22 protein-coding genes are annotated in these 18,013 nt (G+C 55.0%); all 22 read right to left on the bottom strand.

All coding sequences use genetic code 11. The annotated features are described in order from the left end of the window. Window positions 1-76: 76 nt before the first annotated feature. From K7R23_RS25360 to K7R23_RS25255, 22 genes are read right to left on the bottom strand one after another with little or no spacing between them, the layout of a single operon-like run. Complete coding sequence (locus tag K7R23_RS25360; protein WP_012904615.1) at window positions 77-649, bottom strand: DUF4376 domain-containing protein; 573 nt, start codon at window positions 647-649, stop codon at window positions 77-79. Further along, on the bottom strand, window positions 646-2,262 hold the full coding sequence (locus K7R23_RS25355) for a prophage tail fiber N-terminal domain-containing protein (protein WP_012904616.1): 1,617 nt from the start codon (window positions 2,260-2,262) through the stop codon (window positions 646-648). Before K7R23_RS25355 ends, K7R23_RS25360 begins: the two co-directional genes overlap by 4 nt. A gap of 45 nt (window positions 2,263-2,307) precedes the next feature. Then, complete coding sequence (locus tag K7R23_RS25350; RefSeq protein WP_000143149.1) at window positions 2,308-2,883, bottom strand: tail fiber assembly protein; 576 nt, start codon at window positions 2,881-2,883, stop codon at window positions 2,308-2,310. Further along, complete coding sequence (locus K7R23_RS25345) at window positions 2,883-3,866, bottom strand: phage tail protein (protein WP_012904617.1); 984 nt, start codon at window positions 3,864-3,866, stop codon at window positions 2,883-2,885. The genes K7R23_RS25350 and K7R23_RS25345 overlap by 1 nt, the downstream gene beginning before the upstream one ends. Beyond that, the gene (locus tag K7R23_RS25340; protein WP_012904618.1) at window positions 3,866-4,438 is read right to left on the bottom strand and encodes a YmfQ family protein; all 573 of its coding nucleotides are present in this window, start codon (window positions 4,436-4,438) and stop codon (window positions 3,866-3,868) included. The genes K7R23_RS25345 and K7R23_RS25340 overlap by 1 nt, the downstream gene beginning before the upstream one ends. Window positions 4,439-4,441: 3 nt before the next feature. After that, entirely contained in the window at window positions 4,442-5,521 is a 1,080-nt protein-coding gene (locus tag K7R23_RS25335) for a baseplate J/gp47 family protein (protein WP_012904619.1), read from the bottom strand. Next, a complete protein-coding gene (locus K7R23_RS25330; RefSeq protein ID WP_000372931.1) occupies window positions 5,521-5,871 on the bottom strand; it encodes a phage GP46 family protein in 351 nt (116 codons plus the stop codon). The genes K7R23_RS25335 and K7R23_RS25330 overlap by 1 nt, the downstream gene beginning before the upstream one ends. Window positions 5,872-5,924: 53 nt before the next feature. Continuing rightward, a complete protein-coding gene (locus tag K7R23_RS25325) occupies window positions 5,925-6,575 on the bottom strand; it encodes a phage baseplate assembly protein V (RefSeq protein WP_012904620.1) in 651 nt (216 codons plus the stop codon). Then, on the bottom strand, window positions 6,575-7,786 hold the full coding sequence (locus K7R23_RS25320) for a phage baseplate assembly protein (RefSeq protein WP_012904621.1): 1,212 nt from the start codon (window positions 7,784-7,786) through the stop codon (window positions 6,575-6,577). The genes K7R23_RS25325 and K7R23_RS25320 overlap by 1 nt, the downstream gene beginning before the upstream one ends. Beyond that, window positions 7,770-9,119, bottom strand: a complete 1,350-nt coding sequence (locus K7R23_RS25315; protein ID WP_012904622.1) for a DNA circularization protein — start codon at window positions 9,117-9,119, stop codon at window positions 7,770-7,772. Before K7R23_RS25315 ends, K7R23_RS25320 begins: the two co-directional genes overlap by 17 nt. After that, window positions 9,119-11,401: a phage tail tape measure protein gene (locus tag K7R23_RS25310; protein ID WP_012904623.1), complete on the bottom strand. Its 2,283-nt coding sequence runs from the start codon at window positions 11,399-11,401 to the stop codon at window positions 9,119-9,121. The genes K7R23_RS25315 and K7R23_RS25310 overlap by 1 nt, the downstream gene beginning before the upstream one ends. Further along, window positions 11,391-11,549: a hypothetical protein gene (locus K7R23_RS25305; protein ID WP_000178828.1), complete on the bottom strand. Its 159-nt coding sequence runs from the start codon at window positions 11,547-11,549 to the stop codon at window positions 11,391-11,393. Before K7R23_RS25305 ends, K7R23_RS25310 begins: the two co-directional genes overlap by 11 nt. 14 nt (window positions 11,550-11,563) lie before the next feature. Continuing rightward, entirely contained in the window at window positions 11,564-11,947 is a 384-nt protein-coding gene (locus K7R23_RS25300; RefSeq protein WP_000172650.1) for a hypothetical protein, read from the bottom strand. Next, the gene (locus K7R23_RS25295; RefSeq protein ID WP_000023097.1) at window positions 11,944-12,318 is read right to left on the bottom strand and encodes a hypothetical protein; all 375 of its coding nucleotides are present in this window, start codon (window positions 12,316-12,318) and stop codon (window positions 11,944-11,946) included. The genes K7R23_RS25300 and K7R23_RS25295 overlap by 4 nt, the downstream gene beginning before the upstream one ends. 12 nt (window positions 12,319-12,330) lie before the next feature. Further along, entirely contained in the window at window positions 12,331-13,752 is a 1,422-nt protein-coding gene (locus tag K7R23_RS25290; RefSeq protein WP_012904625.1) for a phage tail sheath C-terminal domain-containing protein, read from the bottom strand. Next, window positions 13,745-13,954 carry a DUF2635 domain-containing protein gene (locus K7R23_RS25285; protein WP_024132484.1) on the bottom strand — a complete coding sequence of 70 codons (210 nt, stop codon included), beginning with the start codon at window positions 13,952-13,954 and terminating at the stop codon, window positions 13,745-13,747. The genes K7R23_RS25290 and K7R23_RS25285 overlap by 8 nt, the downstream gene beginning before the upstream one ends. A gap of 13 nt (window positions 13,955-13,967) precedes the next feature. Continuing rightward, window positions 13,968-14,621: a DUF1834 family protein gene (locus tag K7R23_RS25280; protein WP_012904627.1), complete on the bottom strand. Its 654-nt coding sequence runs from the start codon at window positions 14,619-14,621 to the stop codon at window positions 13,968-13,970. After that, window positions 14,618-15,049 carry a gp436 family protein gene (locus K7R23_RS25275; RefSeq protein WP_000119402.1) on the bottom strand — a complete coding sequence of 144 codons (432 nt, stop codon included), beginning with the start codon at window positions 15,047-15,049 and terminating at the stop codon, window positions 14,618-14,620. Before K7R23_RS25275 ends, K7R23_RS25280 begins: the two co-directional genes overlap by 4 nt. A gap of 3 nt (window positions 15,050-15,052) precedes the next feature. Then, window positions 15,053-15,385: an HI1506-related protein gene (locus K7R23_RS25270; RefSeq protein ID WP_012904628.1), complete on the bottom strand. Its 333-nt coding sequence runs from the start codon at window positions 15,383-15,385 to the stop codon at window positions 15,053-15,055. A 3-nt stretch (window positions 15,386-15,388) separates the two neighbouring features. Further along, window positions 15,389-16,297 (bottom strand): Mu-like prophage major head subunit gpT family protein, encoded by a 909-nt coding sequence (locus K7R23_RS25265; protein ID WP_012904629.1) that lies wholly within the window; start codon window positions 16,295-16,297, stop codon window positions 15,389-15,391. 10 nt (window positions 16,298-16,307) lie between these two features. Beyond that, window positions 16,308-16,703: a hypothetical protein gene (locus K7R23_RS25260; protein WP_012904630.1), complete on the bottom strand. Its 396-nt coding sequence runs from the start codon at window positions 16,701-16,703 to the stop codon at window positions 16,308-16,310. Next, window positions 16,704-17,819, bottom strand: a complete 1,116-nt coding sequence (locus K7R23_RS25255) for a phage protease (protein WP_024132486.1) — start codon at window positions 17,817-17,819, stop codon at window positions 16,704-16,706. Window positions 17,820-18,013: the final 194 nt, after the last annotated feature.

Genomic DNA, 18,013 nt, shown 5'->3' with positions numbered 1-18,013 from the left:
TTCGCGTTTTTTTCTGGACTGATTGACGCGCAATTCTGGACGGTTCAGGTGCGCCCAAAAAGTCCAGAATTGACCGCTAACTGCTGCTAATCGTCATCGCTCTGATTGAGCGTAAATCATCCAAGTTATTCAGTTCCTCCTTCATCTCACGCTGGCGTTGATAAATCTCGTCATTGCGCTCAACCTGCGCCTGCGCCATCGCGGCTGCCAGTTCTTCCAGTTCCGGCATCGACAATTTCACCTGTTGATTATCGGCGTCACCCCACGCAAGGGCGGTTCGTGCCGTATCAGATTTTGCAGCCATTACCACAGGATAAAGACGGGTCATTGAGTCGGGGCCAGCGTTCCAGGTGTGGCCGTTCCATTCAAAGGTGAACGGCTGCGCTTCCTGTTCTGTGCGCCACGCCTCAATTTCCCGCTTTTTGGCATCTTTTGCCGCAGCGATAAGTTCAGGTGATGCGGTGAACGGGGTTATCTCGCCCCATTTGCCGCTTTGCAGTTCCTGCCAGATTTGCTGACCGGTTTTCGCTGTATCGTCCGGCGTGGCAGTGTAGGGAACAGGGGCTTCCATTTCCTCAAACAGAACGTCGCAGTCAATCGCACCGGATTCGGTGTAGCGGGGGCTGGTAATTTCTTTTATCTGCATCATGCAATCCTCATGAATAGCGCCACAAAAGCCTGGTCGCTGTATGTTGTGGGTGCTCCAGACAGTGAAATATAGGTTCCGGGGAGTGATTTGCTCTTGCAGCCGGTAATATAGAATCGCGGTGTTGCCGCATACGTACCAGACGGGGTGAACGGGCACTCTATCGCCACAGGTGCAAGTCGTGAGCCGGGGTAAGTCTGACCACGGGATACTTTAATATTTGTGTCGCCGTCAGCGGTTCCCTGGTATGACGCCAGAATTAAACCTCCCAGTTCCGGGTCTCGCCATTCTCTGTTGTAATTATTATAAATATATGAATACAGCATGGCCCTGACATCAGAGAGCGATGCCAGCTTGCGCCAGCTTATTGACCCGTTGCTCTGACCTGCGCGTCTGCCAATGTGCAAGTATCCGTCATTATCGTAAAAAGCCAGTATTTTCAGAACCTTCGAAGCATCGTTATATCCGCTGCCATTAAGCCACAGCGCATCAACAACTCCGTACGTGCCCCCGTCTGGTGTCAGATATTGTTTATCACTGGTTGTAACGTAATAACGCCCCGGCTTTACCCACTGTGACCACCAGGAACCAGTGTAACCTTCATTAAGGTTTATTCGTCCCTGGCTTTTATCTTCAAACGTGTAGCCAAATCCGTAAGCTCCGGCGAGTGGCAGATGCACCCTTTGTTCATACTCAGTTCTGGATGGCCATGTATAAGGGGTGGCAATTACCTGTTTATTTTTCACCCCGGAAATCTGTAAATTCCATTGGGCCTGAGCCAGTGCTGACGGGCCAGCATCAACAATTTCCTGAAAGTTGTTTTTTATCTTGAGATAGCCACCATCCAGAATTTCGTCAATTTCGCCTTTGGCGTTCTCTGCTGATTCTGCGGCGGTCGCTGCATCCTGCGCATATTGTTTAGTCTGCTGCTCATGTTGTTCAGCTTTCTGCGCGTGTTTTTGTGCGTTCTGTTCGCTCAGGGCGGCGTTGTCAGCACTGTTTTTTGAGTCAGTGGCACTGTCAGCAGAATTCTTTGCTGCCTGCTGCGCCTTTTTTACCGCATCAGTAACATTCTGCACGCCCTGCTGCACCTGCCCGGCGTGCAGCCCAACTTCTGATGCCAGCTGTTCAACGCGCTGCGTGTTTTCCTCCACAGCGTTTGTATTCTGCTGAACATTATCTGCCAGCGTCTCGCAGTCGCTCTTAATTTGTTGCGCATCAGCGACATGTTGCCCGGCCTGTTGTTCGCTTTCCGCTGCCGCTTCCGCGCTCTGCTGCGCCTGCGCCACCATTTCCTCAAAGCGTTTCACCACATCCGGTTTCAGGTCACCTTCATCGAGGGCGGTCAGAAAGTCGTTCAGTGTGCCGGGCTTTGAGTCGTCGTAAACCGAAATGTCACCCACGCAGCACTTAGGGCCGTTCTTTTGCTTGATGTGTACGGTGTATTTGCCTTTTTGTGCTTCAAAGGCATACTGTCCCGCCGCATCGGTTTCAATAACCGCGAATGATTCAGTGACCACTTCACTGGTATTAACCAGTGCATCTAAATAAATTTTGCATCCCGCCATCGGAACGCCGGCGCCATTAATAAGCGCGCCTGAGATTAATACAGACATAAAACCTCTGAATGATAAAAAGCCGCCTGCGGGCGGCTGTCTGATTTATTCAAAGTCTGACCAGTCAATATCTGGCGCGTTTTCCGGTTGAATGCGATTTAACTTTATTCGTAATTTCCTGAGGGCTGTCAGCTGTTCCTGTTCTTCTGGCGTCGCTTCACCAAAATCAACGGCATCCTGTAAAACGGCGATTTGCTCTCCCATCTGTTTAAGCAGACCCGCTTTCTTCTCTGCCGCCTGATTTATCAGCGCATTACGCCTGGCTTCTTCATCTGTCACCCACTGACTGCCATTCCAGCGTTGGTATTCGCCATCAGGAGAAACAGAAGTCACATTTTCAGGAAGGCTTCCCAGTTCAGACACTGTTACAGCTACTCCGGTTTCTGTTGAATAAACCGTTTTCCCTCGGTGGTCTTCCATCAGATGCCATTTCATTTCATCAGCATTAAACACGGCAGCAAAACCAGCCGGAATATCAGGAGGCGCAATATCTGTTGAATTAGCTGGCAGACCTGTATGAGGTGGAATATATGCGTCGCTTTCGCCAATAAATTCATTTGTGCCATCGAGATAATTAAATACACGAATGGTTTGTGCTTCTGCACTCATTTTGAAAGTCATTATGCCAGCCTCACAATATAGTTATATGCAATGTTTTTGACGGTGTTTTCGGTATTGCCTGTTGGATTTACCGTGATGGTGTGCCCGTGCGCACCCAATGCCACAGTGTGTGCATGGGCACCAATACCTACGGTGTGGTTATGCTGACCAATATCGACAGTATGAGCATGTGCTCCGGCAGTACTGGAAATCTGATTGCTCCCTGACGCCTGCACACGTTGTTTTCCGCCGACAGAGTCGCCGCCATAAACACCACCGACACTGTGCGTATGATTTCCTGTGTTATTTGTTGATTTTGTGCCGTGGTTAAACGTGCTGACTGTCTTGGTGCCGTAGTCAAATGAACTTGTCGTTTTCGTTCCTAAATCGGTATTTGACGCACTGGCACTGTGGGTATGCGACTTGATGCCATCCTGTTCCTGAGACAATACGGCACGACCACTGGCAGGCTTACCCTTGATAGTCCAGCCGCGCATATCAGGAATAACCCCGGACGGATAGGCAACCGCAAGTTTAGGGTAAGAGCCTTTATCAAAACTTTGCCCCTGCATTAAGGCATAACCGGATGGCACAGAATCAGATGGCCACGGGATTGGTGTCCCGACCGGTAAAGCCGTACCCTGTAAATCAGCAATTTTTTCTGCTAACGCCTTTATTGCCTTTGGGGTGGCAGCCAGTTCTTCTGAATCACTGTCTGTTGCACTACTGAGCTGAACGATACCCTTCTTCGTTAATGATGCGTCAGGAACTTTTTTCCCGACATATAAGGCCAGCGCCTCAACCAGTTGATTCTGTTTTTTCGGATCCGGGGTTACGCCAGCCTCTTTAAGGACGTTAATCACCTCCTGCTGCAAATCGCGCGTTGCCGCCTGATGATTATTCATATATTCGGCGTAAACGATGGTTCCCTCAATTCCCTGAGTGGGGTCACCATCATGAAATAGCTTATCCGGCGTATTCACCGGAGGCATTAAATTCTGCATTATTCCTCCACCTCATATGTGAAATAACAGTCTGTAAAAGCCGGTTTAAGATCTTTAAACGTGTTTTCTAAAATGGATTCACCAAAGGCCGTCAGCGGTTCGCCGGTTGCCGATGCCCCCGTTCTGAAACGGTAGACCGGCGTTTTTGTCCCGATAACATTGACCTGCCACACCCAGCGGATTTCCGGTATCAGCAGACGGTCACCGCAGCGATTTATCCCCACCCGGAACGCTCGCGGCTCCGTAATGGTGATGGTGTAGCCCAGGCTGGCGGCAAGACTCTTAAAGTAAGGAATTGACAGCCCGCCAGTGGCAGCCATTTTTACCAGAATGTTCTGCCGCCGCTCCTGTTGTGTTGCCCCTTCACGGGGGACAACACCGTACACGCGCTCCCAGTCGGACAGCGTCATCGATGCCTGCAACGGGGTGATTTGTGCCAGAACGCGCGCCGCTGAGGCCTTCACGGCCTCCATGACGTTAGCCTCGGCCATCAGTTCTGCGGAAATATATTTTCCGTTCTGGTCATAACTGACAGGCGGCAGCATGGCGCGAAATAAATCGACCATATTCATGAATCACCCCTCACGCGGAAAGGACTGAATATCAATATTTCCCGGACGCAGCCATTCCCACGTTGACGCGTTAATAATGGCTTTTACATTGTCTGCTGGCGTAATGATTCGCCGGTCACTGACACCGGAAATTAATGAAATCTGGGTTTCCAGTTGTGAAATAATTAATTCCTGCCCCGGCTCCAGTCGGTTCATAAAATCCGTGATAACGTCAGTTATCTGCGGTTTTATCTGCTCAACGGTCAGGCCGCTGGTTTTTACCCGGACAACGAAATCAACGGCTTTTTTCGTCGGGGCCAGTACCATTGTGTCCCTCGCTGTGACCGGGCGGACTTCCTCAATATGTGCCAGCACGGCATTAATCAGTTCCTGCGAAGGGAGGTCATTGGCTGACGTAATGGCCACATCAACCGTCCCCAGCCCACGACGTAACGGCTCCACATACGCAGACGTAACGCCATCCACTTCCAGCGCCCAGCGTTTGTAATCATATTTGTTACCGCCAGCGGGCGGCCTGCGCAGAATATCCAGATAACGCGCCAGCAGGTCGGCGTCGCTTTCCCTGTCCGTTCCGCCGGTCAGGGATTTAATCGTCACCGTGCTGTTGATGCCTTCCGGCGGGCTGACCAGAGTCGCTGTCTGCGTTGCGGATGCGTTCGTCTGTGCACCCGTGGCGGTGCTTTTTACCGTCACCTCTGCGCTGCCTTCATCGCCGACGGTGCAGTCTGCTGTGGTGGTCACGCTGACACCTTCACCACGAATTTCCGCACCGGCTGGCAGCGTCTTACCGGGGGTACCGGTAATCACTACCGGACCGGATGAGGCCGTTGCTTTTTTACGAAAAACATTGCGCGTACGGCAGTGCAGCTCCAGATATTCAGGGTCTGCCGTGTCAGGAAACACCTGCCGGAGTATCCACCCCTGATGCATATAAAGCCCGTCCGCCACGCCGGATACGGCATTTGCACGAATGCGGTAATCGCTGTCTGCGCCGGTATCGATGGTTTCTCCCGGCAGGGCGTTAGCGATATCACGTAGCTGGCGTTCTGTGTTTTCAGCAACGCCCGGAACAGGAAACGGCATTACATAATCCTCACAGGGTGTTCAAACGTCTGCGGTGTGCCCGCGTTATCCGTGACGGTGATTAACAGCAACAGCCAGCCTCGCTGGCCCGCTTTCGTGTCAACGGTAATGGATTTTGCCCGCCCGTCATCGAGCAGGGGCTGAAGTGCCTGACTGGCATACTGCGCCGCCAGCCTGTGAACACGGGAAACGTCTTTTTCCCGCTTCAGTTCGTGCAGGCGTGACCCCAGCGACGCATCCGCCCAGTAACTGCCAAGCGGTGTCGCCAGTCGCAGATAAACCGCGTTATGAAGGGTATAAATCCGACGGCGTTCGTAGTCGCCGGTTGCAGGTGAAATCGTCTGGTCCATGCCGCCAGTCTGGCAGCATGGACAGGTCAGAATCAGGTGAGGGTGTTCAGCACTTAATTAACCGGCGTGTCAGACATGCCGTGTGGGGTTGGATGTTTGTGCGTTCCGATTTTAACGCCATTAATGGTGACGTCAACGGAGGTAATCACTCCACCCACATGGTTGATATCGCCTTCAAAGGTGGCAGTGTATCCCTTGCCCCCACTGATGGCCATGCCACCGTTGCCGGTGATTTTGCCTTCCACCGTCAGCCTGTCACTGGCTGTCAGTAACGGTGTCGTGAATGTGGCGTTCTCCTCTGCCTCAACCTCGTAGCGTTTGCATTTCACGCGATAAACGTCACATTCGGTTTCAATAACCCGTCCGCGCTTCAGTACGATTTTCGCGCCTTCATCGGTATACAGGGCCACTTCCCCGGGTTTCAGTTCCGTCAGACGATATGCGCCGTGCTCTGTGGCCACCACGACAGTATGAGAGGTATTGCCGTTCAGCGGAACGGCAATACCCATTGAGCCGGGCGGCGGGGATGTGGTGAGGCCGTAATGCTGAAAATACTCCGCACCGTCCAGCTGTTCGCCTGCCAGCCCGTTAAGCTGAAGCAGCTGTACTTTGGTCGAACTGTCCACCGTACCGGTCACCACCCTGAACGCCTGGCGAACGGCGGCCAGTGCCTGCTGTACGCGCTGATTAACTTTGTCCCACATCATTTCTCCCAGACCTTAACAATGGCGACCTCTTTTTTCTTTTTGCCCCTGCGATGATGGCGTTTCTTCTCGCGCGGGAAGGCATCTGGTATCCACACGCCATCCTCCTTAAAGCGGAGCCGGGTTGTCTGCCCGTTCCGGCCTCCGCTGAACTCACGCCCCATCAGAAAAAAGATGGCATCGATGCCGTGGGGTTCGCTGACAATCCGCACACGCTGGCCGGGCTGCCACAGGACACCGTCCGCCGTGCGATGGCCTGCAACCAGTGCGACGATATCCAGCCCCGACAGGCGGGCATCACTCATCATTTTTTTGGCGCGCCAGTTCACCTGCTCCATGTTGCTGGTGTCGCCCTGGGTGATTATCTGCGGGCGGTAATAATCCACGGTGGGGTCGGTGGCCACGGCTTTCATGTTATGAATGCCTGTCTGACCACTGCCTGTATTACCGCTGTCCTGCCCGGATAATGTGCGCACGCTGCCGTCCTCGTTCCAGATGTCCAGTGGCACCACGGCCACCTGTTTCTTGCTGTCTGCGCGGCGGGCGTGGCTCTGGGCCAGCACCGTCAGCTCGGAGAAACAGCCGTTAATGGACCGGGTATCGTCCAGCTCCATCACGTTGTTCCCGGTGCCGTCCAGCTTCATAATCAGTGTATCCACCGGCGTGGTGGTGTAGTCAGGGCCACCCACAACCAGCGTCCCGTCAGGCTCAAACCACGGCCATAAGCCGCGACCGGCGGCAGCTTTAGCCAGTGCATCCCACGCACGCATCCCCGGCTCTATAACGACCTTGTCATTACGTGACACACCGGACGCCTGAATACGGATGCGCTGTATCCCCAGCGGTCTGACAATCCTGTCGATGACCTCGTCCAGCGTCAGTTGGTTGGCACTGAATACCGGCGCGGCACAGTCCACCAGGATGGCGGCATCATCACGCCCGGACAGGGTCAGCGTGCAGCTCTGACGGGATACACTGCGGCGCACGCTGTCCACGCGCCCACTGAGCACCGTCTCGTCGCCCACCTGCAAACGGACCGGCGCACCCCGGACGATATCCGCCGGGAACACCTTTTCAGGCAGTCCCAGCTGAAGCTGCCAGCCGTCGGCGGCTTTCAGGAAATCGCTGTCAATACGATAACTGCTCCAGTCAGAATGCGACCTTCCGGCAATGACCAGGCTGATTTTGTCGTCGTTATTTTGCGTAGGCATTAATCACCATCCCGGCGGTTATGTTGTTCGGGTCACGCAGCTGCGGGTTCAGACGTTGCAGCTCTGCCGCACGGCTGTAATCACCGTACCACTGCCACGCCAGCAACAGCAGACAGCTGTCCGCCTGCACCTGTTTCTGCGTCAGCGGTGGGCGGCGTGACAGAACCAGCAGGCCGACATCCTGCACGGATGCCGCCACGTTCTTCATGCTCTGAATGATTCCCGGGTACATCAGCCCCAGTGGTGATACGGTTTCGGTTATCCGTTCGCGTTCGCTTTCATAGCGTTCACGGAACAGCGTGATGGCTGCCTGTAAGCGGGTGCGCACATCCCCGACCAGTCGCCCGATATCCGCCGGTATAAGCTGCTCTGACTGAGCCTCATCTGACAGTATCGCCGTCGCCACGCTGGCCAGCTCTGAGGCTGCCAGAACCGCATAAGCCGCTTTCACGTCCTGCACGTCTTCCACGGACGCATCCGGCGGAAGTGCCACAGACGGCGTTTTATCACCGCTGACCAGTGCGACCGGCAGCGCGACCAGCTCATCCATATCTGCCATCACCTCATTCCAGCAGGTCATCACGGTCGCAGAACTGGCGACGCTGTCTTCCCCGGTCAGTCCGGTCGTGGTGGCGGAATCAGTACGCTCCAGCACCGGCACCGCGTGCCCGACATCTGACGTGTGGATTTCCAGCACCTCTGCCAGCCCGCCGATGAACTTTCCGGGTTCGCTGGCCAGTGACATCATATTGTCGATGGATGAGAGAAAATCGCTTTTGAACGTCAGCAGGGTATTCACCAGCGTGGCACGTACCGTCTGGATTTTTTTAATCACGCTGTTAATGGTCTTTAAAGGGGCCGTAACAGCGTCAAATAATTCGCTTAACTGTGCCAGTAACTTATCCAGTTCTTCAAATAACTGCTGTGCAAACAGCTCCGGTAACGGGGTGCTGAACAACGCGCTGCCGGTGCGGTTCTCCAGAAAGCTCATGTCGATGGTGCAGCTGTCCGGGCTTTCTGCGTCATGGCGAATGCTGTAGCCGGTCACAATCACCGACGGAACGGAGCCATAAACCGGGTGAATCAGCTCACCATCGCCGCCTTCGTCCAGGGCGGCGATCAGCTTTTCGAGTTTATATTCGTAATACTCCCCCCACAGGAACGCCGTCATGCGGAACGGTCGCGCCTTGCGCCCGAGGTCGTGCAAATCCGCCCCGTCAACAAACGGGTATTCATAGACCGCATGGTCGCGGCTGATTTGTTCATCCGTGTTCAGTACATCAAACTGCACACCGCGAAAGGAAGCGTTTTGCAGGTTTTCAGCCCAGCCCATCAGTAAGTTCCTCCCGTGCCTCTGTTGCCGTCCTGAAGGTTGTATTTGTTCACTGCTTCCGCCACGACCTGACCATCGAGCACCAGTTGTGTGGTGAAATTTATGGGGCTGGCAGGTGGTCCCCAGTGCGTGAGGTATTCCGGCTGGTTGATGCGTCCGGGGGGCTTTGATGCCGGTTCAGGCGCTGCCATTCCGGCTTGCTGTCGGACTTGTTCTGGTGTTGGCAGAGAATCACCGGCGATAACCCCGGTTTTTTTCAGTTCGTCAAGATACTGCTGGATCCATTTCTCGTTTTCTGTTGAGTAACCTTCGCCAAACTGCCACCACGGCTGATATTTTTCACGGGCAGCATCAATCAGCCACTGAGGATATTTAGCCCGTATATTTTTCCAGCGCTCCTCGCTTCCTTCGACGGCGGCGTCTTCTTCCGGGCTGGTTGCAGTGGCCAGTGCCGTAACGGTGCTACCGAAAGAAAGCAGGCCACCGGCAATGCCGGGGAATTTAAATCCTTTGCCTTTTTTGACCGTGTTTTCAATGACATCACCGACAACCTCGCCAGCCTTGCCACCGGGTTTACTCCCGGTCAGGATTTTGATCCCGGCCCATGTCAGGGCTGCTGCGGTCATCGCTTCAATGGCGGTCGTGGCACCCACCACTGCCGTGGTCAGCCCCGGAAACTCTTCACCCGCCCAGCTTATGGCATCAGCCACAGCACCGGACGCATCAGCCAGCTTTTTCATGCTGTCCATTTGTGAAAATTCAAGCGTGTTTTTAGCCTGCCCGGTTTTAAAATCATTCGTGTCTGATATGAATTTAAAATCCACATCACCCGCGCGCTGACCTTCTGGCAGGGTGCGTTGCTGACTGATTTCAGCTTCGACCTGCTTTCGGTATTCCGGGTTATTCCTGTAAGCCAGGATTGCCTTCAGTGCCTGCATATCACCGACAAGCTCACCAACACCGAACCCCTCAAGAATTTTCGCCATAGACTCCAGAATTTTGTCCTGCTGGCCTTTGTCTTTTGTTGCTGCCAGGCGCTTCTGAAGCTCCTGATATTGTTTGTTGTTCGCGGCGACTTTATCAGCAAGGCGTGAAAATGCCTCTATCGGATCAATGCCGTTTTCCATAGCTCGGGTCAATGTACCGGGTAAATCAATACCCTTGCCATCAATCGTGATGCTTTTCGCCCTTGTTGCTGATTCACTACTGAAAAGTTTGGCCAACAGGTTTACAACGTTATTACCTGCCTCACTGCTGCTGCCTGCGGCAATACCTGCGACCTCATTAAATGCCAGTAATTTCTGGAATCCATCCAGTCCTTTCATTCCGGCGTTACCAGCTAACGCCATCTGAGGTCCAAGATGCTCCGCCATATCCCGTAGCTCAAAATTACCGGCTTTACCGGCTGCAATAGCCATATTAAACATGGCCGGAAGATCGTTGTCTGTCAGTCCAAATGTTTGCTTAGCTTTGGCCGCCATAGTGACCAGATCGCGTGGGGATGCACCGGATGCAGTAGCAAATTTCATAATCTGCGGTAACAGATTATTCGCTGTATCCCAGGAAAAAGCGCCGCTGGCCAACATCTCATTCATTGCATCAGCGGCATCCTCTTTCGTTCCGCCACCATACGTTACCGCCGCGCGAATACTGTTTTTCAGTTTTTCACGCCCGGACTGCCTGCCTTCCAGACCACCATCACTGAAAGCGGTATTGGCCATCATTGTCAGCTGGCGTTCGTAGCTCATCTGCTTTTTGACCGGCTGCGCCATAATAGCCGCACCTGCTGCGATACCAGCGCCTGTTGTCACGGCATTCCCGCCAAATGCAGCCGCACGCGCAAAACGTCCCTGTTCAGGGATAACAGGCGTTTTCGCCATTTTCATCTGAGCCTGAGTAACGCCATCCAGTTCACGCTTGAGTGCCCGGGCTTTTTCCCGGGTGGCCTGCATGGCGCGTTCCTGCTCCTGCGCAGATTCAAAACCGGCGCGGGCCAGACGGTTATAACTGGCAACCGTCAGATAAATTTCACGCCGGATCTCGCGTTCTGCACGAATACCGAGCGTTTCCCGGGCACGGGCGGCACGCTGTATCTCTTTTGCGGCCTTTTTCGTGCTGTTAATGCTTTCCTGCTCGGTACGCTTCTGCTCTGCGCCTGCTTTCCGGGTTGCCTTTGTTACACCTTCGGTGGCTTTGATAACCTGTTTTTGTCCCTTTTCCAGGACCTGCGAGGCTTCGTCCTTCGCAGTCAGGGTCATGCCAACTTTGAAATTACCGGCCATTTTTCTGCTTACCTTTTCTGCGTTTCTTTCTGAGGGATTTAAATGACTGGCGGGTGGTCTGTGATGTGTCCTTTCTTCCTGAGCCGCCGCCGTTCAGTCTGTCAACGGCGGCAAGCCAGCCGTCCAGCTCGGGACGGCTCATGGTCATGATTTGCTCTTCGGTTATTCCGTAGCGCCCGAGGATGAGGACTGCGAGCCGGAGTCCGGCGAGCCGGGATTCCCGCCGTTCCGCTTTACCTTCAGGACGTTGCGTGATGCCAGCAGAATATTAAAATCGTCCGGCGTCATGTTGTCGTGCAACAGATCCGCCGTCAGTTCTTCCTGCGGGATATCCCCAAGACGGACCAGCGTTGCCGCCATCACTGCACAACGGTAGTAATAATCTGCCGCGAAGCCGTCCACCGTCTGAAAGCGTTCTTCGGTTTCTTCCAGTGCCTGCCCGTTATCACGCATGACCGGCAGACGCAGCTCAAAGTTTTTATGAACGGTGCCGTTAAATACCACGCCATCAGACAGTTCGCCGGTCTGTGTATTAATCAAAGTCATCCTGTCACCTTCCTGAGTGCAGCCATTTTGATATCAATTTTCGCTTCACTGTCGACGGTGTATTTCTCACCCACTTCAACAGTGAAGCAGTCCAGATAGGAGGTGCGCTTACCGCTGTTGCTGAGCGGATAAATTGAGATTTTCACACCTTCCAGATTTTCCCAGTCCGGCTCGTTGGTATCAGGGATAACCGCCGAAACTGAAATATCGTAAGTGGCAATGCCACGGGCAAAGCCTTTGGCCCTGCCGGTTTTGTTCATGGTCTTGACCAGCTTTCGCCCGGTGTTGATCTGAACATCGAAGTCGGTGATCTCGATTTCCTGGCTGTCCACCTCCAGCACAATCGAGCCGACATATTCTTTAATGGACATTTACCGCGCTCCTTACAAAATCATGTCGATGCGACCGGCAAACACATGCAGGCCGTTAACCACATCCGCCGGAACCACGCAGTCGAGACGGTTTGCATCTTTCCCGTTTCGCTGAACGCGCAGCTTTGCCTTGTTCGCTTCCACGTTCTCCAGAATTTCCGCTTCCTCCAGCTTGATCAGCACGTCATACAGTTCGCTTTCCACTTTTGCGATAGTGCGGATGCTGAGTTTTTCGCGCGGGAAGCGAAGGCTGATGCGTTCGCGGCACGCCTTGCGGGTGTAGTCCAGCGTTCTGATGGACGTGATATCCAGTAACGAGACGTCAGTCACGCCCTGTGCGTTTACCGTGTACGTACTGACCGCACGCACAATCTGCACCGTGTTACCCGGGCCAACCTCAACCGGCGTCAGGCCGTTATGCAGGGCGTTTTCCTGCTCGTTACGGCTTTCACGCTGTGACATGGCGACCACATCCAGCCCGGACAGCGCCAGCGAGTTCAGCGGACGCGCCGGGTCTTCCTCGCCCGCCATCACAGCGCCGTAGATGGCAGCCAGTACCGCTGGCAGCTTCACGGAGCCGCGATACCAGGGGACGGACACGCGCCCGCTGTTCACACCGGCAGCCAGGGTGATCCCGTTCCCGAGACTGCCCGTCCAGCCCGCACAGCCAATCGCGCCGCGCTGTTCCATCGCGTTCCCGGTTTTCTCCAGATGCTGCTTCAGGGCGGCAAGGGCTGGCGTGGTACTGAACGGACAAATCAGAATGTTGTGACCGGCGGCAAAGACCGCATCCAGTGCGGGCTGAATATCCGGGTCCATTTCTCCGTTCGCCATCGGTGTGGCGCTCACGGTCAGACCACCTGCCGTGGTGGACGCTGACAGGGTGATGTCATTCCCCCAGGCTCCTTTGGTCCGGGTGGTCACCGTCAGCTGAGAGGCTTCTGATTTGTATTCCCCCGTCACCAGAAGCGAGGGCGTCTGCGTCATTGCTTCCACCAGTGCCGGAATGATTTTCGACGGTTCATCACCGGTTTCCACATCCACCGTAACCTGCTCACCGGCAACCCATACCGACAGTGTGCCGCTGCTGATTGCCGTACCGCTGACGGTAACCGCGCCGGTTGCCGCCTGTCCTGCGCCACTGTCTGCAATACCGATAACATCCAGTTGCAGATAACTGTTGGCGTTAATGGCCGCGCGCGCCATTGCAGCGGCCAGCGAACCGGCCCCGAAATACAAATCCGCTTCGTCTTCGGAATACACGGAAACGGCATTCAGGGGCGTGGCGGTGCCGCCTGACAGCATCGGGCCAATCACCAGAACACGCTGTTCGTTACCCGGCAGCGTGTTAACGGCCAGCCGGGTATTGAACTCAAAATGCACACCGGGCTTACGGATGCCGCCCGAAATGGTGTCAAACTGAATTTCACTCATCGGAATCCACCTGTTTCTCTCTCTTCGCCTTCGCTTTTACCTGCACGGCGTCCTGTTCAGCCGTCACGGTGGTTTCAGGCTCAGCCTTCACCAGAATCAGGTCACCGTCCTGAACGGCGCGCCGGTAATAAGCGGTGTTCTCAACGGTCACCGCTTCCGTGGTGATGTATTTCCGGGCGTTATCCTCCATCGGGAACTTCATCCCGGGAGCCGCCTTAACCTTCATTTTGTTCATGCTGTTGCTCTCTTAATTCAGTCAGCCCTGATATTTCCGCGTCGCTGTCCTGCATCTGGTACCGGATGCCAAGGTTCAGCAGTTCCGGGTCAGGGTCTGACAGCCTGCCGTGGTAGCGGTTGAAGAGGCGGTCCGCTTCTGCACCACGCTCCGGCCATTTACCGTTCTCCAGCGCGTGCTCCACCCAGCGGGTATCGAACTCACAGGCAAACACGGACATTGCCCGCTCTGCCACGCCGGTGTTAAACAGCGTCCTGACCCGCCCGGGTTCGAAATAATCAATCTCCAGCCCCAAATCCTGACCGGTCAGCAGGCGACGGACGGATTCAACCAGCTGGTTTGTCCCGACCTCATCCCGGACGGTGCCTCCCTGTCTGGCGCTCTGTTCGCTGCGGGTGTTGTAATCACCCACCACAACCACAAAGCGTCCGGTGGCAATGTATTTCCGGCGTGACGTGGAATAGCGTTCGGTTTTCACGATGCCGCCGAACGTCACCCAGGCTGCCGGAAGGCTGCGAACAATCCGGCCCGGGTCTTCATCCAGTTCACCGGCATAGGTGCGGACATCCTGCACCATATGCCCCAGACCACAGCGCAGACGCTCAACCAGCGCCCGTTCAATGTCAGTAATCAGAATGCACCTCCCCGCGTGGACTCACGCCCGAACTGACGGGAGCCGGAGCGGATACGCACCTGTGACGATGACTGGATCACACTGCCGGACGTATCCCGCCCGAGGTTGATTTGTCCTGCCGCGACTTTCTCCAGAAAGCGGATGGCATCCCGGTAGCGCATCTGAATTTCTTCTGAGCAGATACGGTAATCGGTCGCCAGGTGATAACGGGCGATATCGCAGCAGTAACCCACCAGTATCCCCGGGCTGTCAGGCCACGGGGTCCGGTAACGCCCCACCAGATAGCCATCAATCTGGGCACTGGCGCGCGCAAGCGCGGAGGCCAGCTTTTCTTCGTCGATGAATCCCGTCATGTCTTCATCCGTCAGTGTGCGCGCCTCGCGTTCACTGAACGCCCTGATGAACTGTTCCGGTGTGGCGTAAGACATGAGTTACTTCTCCTTTTTGTCTGCTTTCTGCGCTGCTTTAAGCGCCGCTGTCAGTTCCCGGACCTTCCCGCGCTCTTCTTCCAGCTGCGCCGTCAGTTCGCTGACTTTCTGGCGTTCGGCATCCAGCTGTGCGGCCAGTTCATCCCCCCGGGCCGTGTCGTTCTGGCCGGACGCTTTATCGCGCTCCACCACAATCAGCATGGGGTCAGCCTTCAGCACCGCCAGCTGTTCCGGGGTGAACGCATCCACAGGCCATTCCTTCGTGGTTGCGCTGTGTGCCACACCGCAGCGGCGAAAACCCTCACGGCGGGCGGTAATTTCAATCACCTTTTCCATGCATTACTCCGTCGTACCATCTGAACCAAATGCCATCTGCCAGAAGCCGTAACCGCCGTTACAGCGCGCTTCGGCACCAAACCGAAACTTCTTACGCATGAATACGTTGTCGCTGTTGTAGTCCGTCTGCTCCACAAAAACCGGTTTCTTACGCTGCTGGAAGATCAGCGGCTTGACCGAGCGGGAGGTGTCGAACAGGAACCATGCAGAATCCGACGTCAGCTCCGGCATCACCAGCACTTCAGCGGTGTTGCGATACGGGTTCGGCGTACCGTCCGGGAACTTCTCGGCGGTCATCAGGTAGTTCGCGTCATCTTCCAGCGCCGGTGGCACAACCAGCAGATTCGGACGGATTCTGAGAGACGCGCCTTCGTCATCTTTCAGGCTGCGCATGGCCGTACGGGCGGCACCGTAGGAGGCTTTCGCTTCAGCAAGCGACCCCACTTTGAGTTTTTTGGTGCCTTTGTTGGACACCGATTTACCGGCGACCAGGTGGTCGGTATCAAAGAACATCTGGCCGTCGTAACAGGGACTGGTAAAACCGTTATTGATAAGGGACGCCACAATATCTGCCGGGAGTTCTGCCGCTGACTGGCCTGCGTCTCTGGCCTGAAGGGCATAGCCCATAATCTGGTCGTCCTCGATGTCGTTACGATCGACTTCAACCGTGGCTTCCCAGTCCTTGTTGCGGATGGTGTAGTTGAAGGCTTCCAGAGATTTAACGTTTTTATCACCGACCCACTCGCGCATTTTCGGGAAACGACTCAACCAGCTGTAGTCGTTCTCCTTGCTGCCTGATGGCACTTCCATTGCCACTTTTTGCCAGTCAGTGGGAGTCTGGTCGAAGGCTTTCTGATAGGTGGTCTTCAGATTAATAAAAATCTGGTTGAGGTTTTTAGCGTTGACTATCACGTTTCGCTCCTTAACTGAAATGAACCCAGACGCCATCGCCACAGATGCCGATCACTTTCCCGGCGACAGGACGGGCGCTGCTGTTGTCGGTTTTTGCCACGGTCACGCTGTCTTCCACGTAGCACAGCTTGCCGACCTGCGATTGTGTGACCGGGTCTGAGGTGCTGTTCACCATCAGAAAATCTTTGCCGCAACGCACCAGAACAGTGACATCGCCATCGCTGCCGGTACTGTTATCCGCCCAGCTATCAGACACGCCCAGCGTAATCTGTGAGGCCGTGGCACTGGCCGGAACGGCATAACCGGATGCGTTAACGGCCACCATATGACCGCCAAAAATTTCGGTCGCAGCGGCAACCGGCACCGGGTTCAGTTCGCCGTCACGATAGGGGGTATTGCGATCCATTTACTTGTCTCCTGCGTAACGGGCGACATCCTCTGGATCAACGCCCATCATTGAACAAATGGCGATATCGACATCGACGTCATCGCCGGTTTTAATCTGCGCCGGGGCCGGTGACGGCGTTTTGGGTGGTTTGCCGCCGGTCTGGGTGCTGCTGAGTGCGGCAAGCGGGGTGGTTTTATCCAGCCAGGTTTTAAAACCGTTGATATCGCGACGAGCGTAATCTTTCGCCCAGTCTTCCAGCGTCGGAAGCAGTCGTCCGTCAGACAGCGCCGCCTGAATCAGTGCCCCGGCTTCGGCCTCACCGGACTGTTGCGCCAGTACGGCATAACGCTCCTGAAGTTCTTCATATGCCGTCAGAGGAATATGCTTCGTCGGGTCATAGGCATTTGCTGACAGGCTGGCGATTTGCTCGTCTTTCTGATTCAGCAGGGCCAGCAGGCTGACGGATGCCGCCGCCGTTCCCTGACCGTTCGAAATCAGGTCAACGACTTTTTGCAGCTCGTTTTTGATATCTTCTGCCGTCGAGGTCACCGGAAGGTTAAGCATCCAGCGCAGACTGGACAGCAAATCGTTTAACAGTTCTTCATCCACTGTTGTGGTCTCCGTTTCAGTTGACAGACTCGCCAGACGGCTGGCCGCAGCCAGCATGACCGCGTCCATACCGTCCAGCGCAGGGGTATTGGTCAGCGCAGCATGTAACAGCTCCAGCACTTCGCCGCGCTTGTTGTAGGCAAAAACAGGGGAAATAAACTTGTACTCACCGGCGGCAATCATGGCCGCCGCGTTCTCCGTCCACTCCACACCGGTGGCATACAGGCCCGCACCTTCTCGCCATTCCACCTGGCTGAACCAGCCCGCCGCCGGGGCGGGCTTGCCGTTGTTTACGGCGCGCAGCGTCTGATGTTCGTAATCAATGACAAAAGGCGTGGCACGGGCTGCCACCTGTGCGACAAGCTGCGCGGCCAGTTCAGCGGTCAGCACCCATTTACCGCTTTCGACTTCATCGGTATGTGGGCGACCATCCACCGCACTGAACTCGCCTGCCGGAAACAGCTGGATTTCGCTGTGAGTTGCTTTGGTGATTTCGAGGCTTAATGCCGCAATGTTCATCTTCATACGCGGCATGATGACGGAAGGAGAAAACGGGGTACTGTTGAGGGTGTTCAGCACCCTGCCATAACGGGAAAGGATAAAAGGGGAAATAAAACCGTTTTTAAAACCCTTTTAAAAACGATTCTGACAGCATTTACGGGGTGCAGCGCTGTAATGCCTCATCCGTGAGGCGTTTATGTTGTCACAGACGATTACAG

Origin of the sequence: Citrobacter rodentium NBRC 105723 = DSM 16636, from assembly GCF_021278985.1 — a bacterium.
Taxonomy (GTDB): domain Bacteria; phylum Pseudomonadota; class Gammaproteobacteria; order Enterobacterales; family Enterobacteriaceae; genus Citrobacter_A; species Citrobacter_A rodentium.
The sequence above is the reverse complement of the archived record's forward strand: the minus strand, read 5'-3'. Positions and strand labels throughout refer to the sequence as shown.

What these genes read in the sequence shown, in the direction of transcription:
- K7R23_RS25360 (WP_012904615.1), bottom strand. Translation starts at nt 649, where the DNA reads ATGATGCAGATAAAAGAAATTACCAGCCCCCGCTACACCGAATCCGGT.
- K7R23_RS25355 (WP_012904616.1), bottom strand. Translation starts at nt 2,262, where the DNA reads ATGTCTGTATTAATCTCAGGCGCGCTTATTAATGGCGCCGGCGTTCCG.
- K7R23_RS25350 (WP_000143149.1), bottom strand. Translation starts at nt 2,883, where the DNA reads ATGACTTTCAAAATGAGTGCAGAAGCACAAACCATTCGTGTATTTAAT.
- K7R23_RS25345 (WP_012904617.1), bottom strand. Translation starts at nt 3,866, where the DNA reads ATGCAGAATTTAATGCCTCCGGTGAATACGCCGGATAAGCTATTTCAT.
- K7R23_RS25340 (WP_012904618.1), bottom strand. Translation starts at nt 4,438, where the DNA reads ATGAATATGGTCGATTTATTTCGCGCCATGCTGCCGCCTGTCAGTTAT.
- K7R23_RS25335 (WP_012904619.1), bottom strand. Translation starts at nt 5,521, where the DNA reads ATGCCGTTTCCTGTTCCGGGCGTTGCTGAAAACACAGAACGCCAGCTA.
- K7R23_RS25330 (WP_000372931.1), bottom strand. Translation starts at nt 5,871, where the DNA reads ATGGACCAGACGATTTCACCTGCAACCGGCGACTACGAACGCCGTCGG.
- K7R23_RS25325 (WP_012904620.1), bottom strand. Translation starts at nt 6,575, where the DNA reads ATGTGGGACAAAGTTAATCAGCGCGTACAGCAGGCACTGGCCGCCGTT.
- K7R23_RS25320 (WP_012904621.1), bottom strand. Translation starts at nt 7,786, where the DNA reads ATGCCTACGCAAAATAACGACGACAAAATCAGCCTGGTCATTGCCGGA.
- K7R23_RS25315 (WP_012904622.1), bottom strand. Translation starts at nt 9,119, where the DNA reads ATGGGCTGGGCTGAAAACCTGCAAAACGCTTCCTTTCGCGGTGTGCAG.
- K7R23_RS25310 (WP_012904623.1), bottom strand. Translation starts at nt 11,401, where the DNA reads ATGGCCGGTAATTTCAAAGTTGGCATGACCCTGACTGCGAAGGACGAA.
- K7R23_RS25305 (WP_000178828.1), bottom strand. Translation starts at nt 11,549, where the DNA reads ATGACCATGAGCCGTCCCGAGCTGGACGGCTGGCTTGCCGCCGTTGAC.
- K7R23_RS25300 (WP_000172650.1), bottom strand. Translation starts at nt 11,947, where the DNA reads ATGACTTTGATTAATACACAGACCGGCGAACTGTCTGATGGCGTGGTA.
- K7R23_RS25295 (WP_000023097.1), bottom strand. Translation starts at nt 12,318, where the DNA reads ATGTCCATTAAAGAATATGTCGGCTCGATTGTGCTGGAGGTGGACAGC.
- K7R23_RS25290 (WP_012904625.1), bottom strand. Translation starts at nt 13,752, where the DNA reads ATGAGTGAAATTCAGTTTGACACCATTTCGGGCGGCATCCGTAAGCCC.
- K7R23_RS25285 (WP_024132484.1), bottom strand. Translation starts at nt 13,954, where the DNA reads ATGAAGTTCCCGATGGAGGATAACGCCCGGAAATACATCACCACGGAA.
- K7R23_RS25275 (WP_000119402.1), bottom strand. Translation starts at nt 15,049, where the DNA reads ATGTCTTACGCCACACCGGAACAGTTCATCAGGGCGTTCAGTGAACGC.
- K7R23_RS25270 (WP_012904628.1), bottom strand. Translation starts at nt 15,385, where the DNA reads ATGGAAAAGGTGATTGAAATTACCGCCCGCCGTGAGGGTTTTCGCCGC.
- K7R23_RS25260 (WP_012904630.1), bottom strand. Translation starts at nt 16,703, where the DNA reads ATGGATCGCAATACCCCCTATCGTGACGGCGAACTGAACCCGGTGCCG.
- K7R23_RS25255 (WP_024132486.1), bottom strand. Translation starts at nt 17,819, where the DNA reads ATGAAGATGAACATTGCGGCATTAAGCCTCGAAATCACCAAAGCAACT.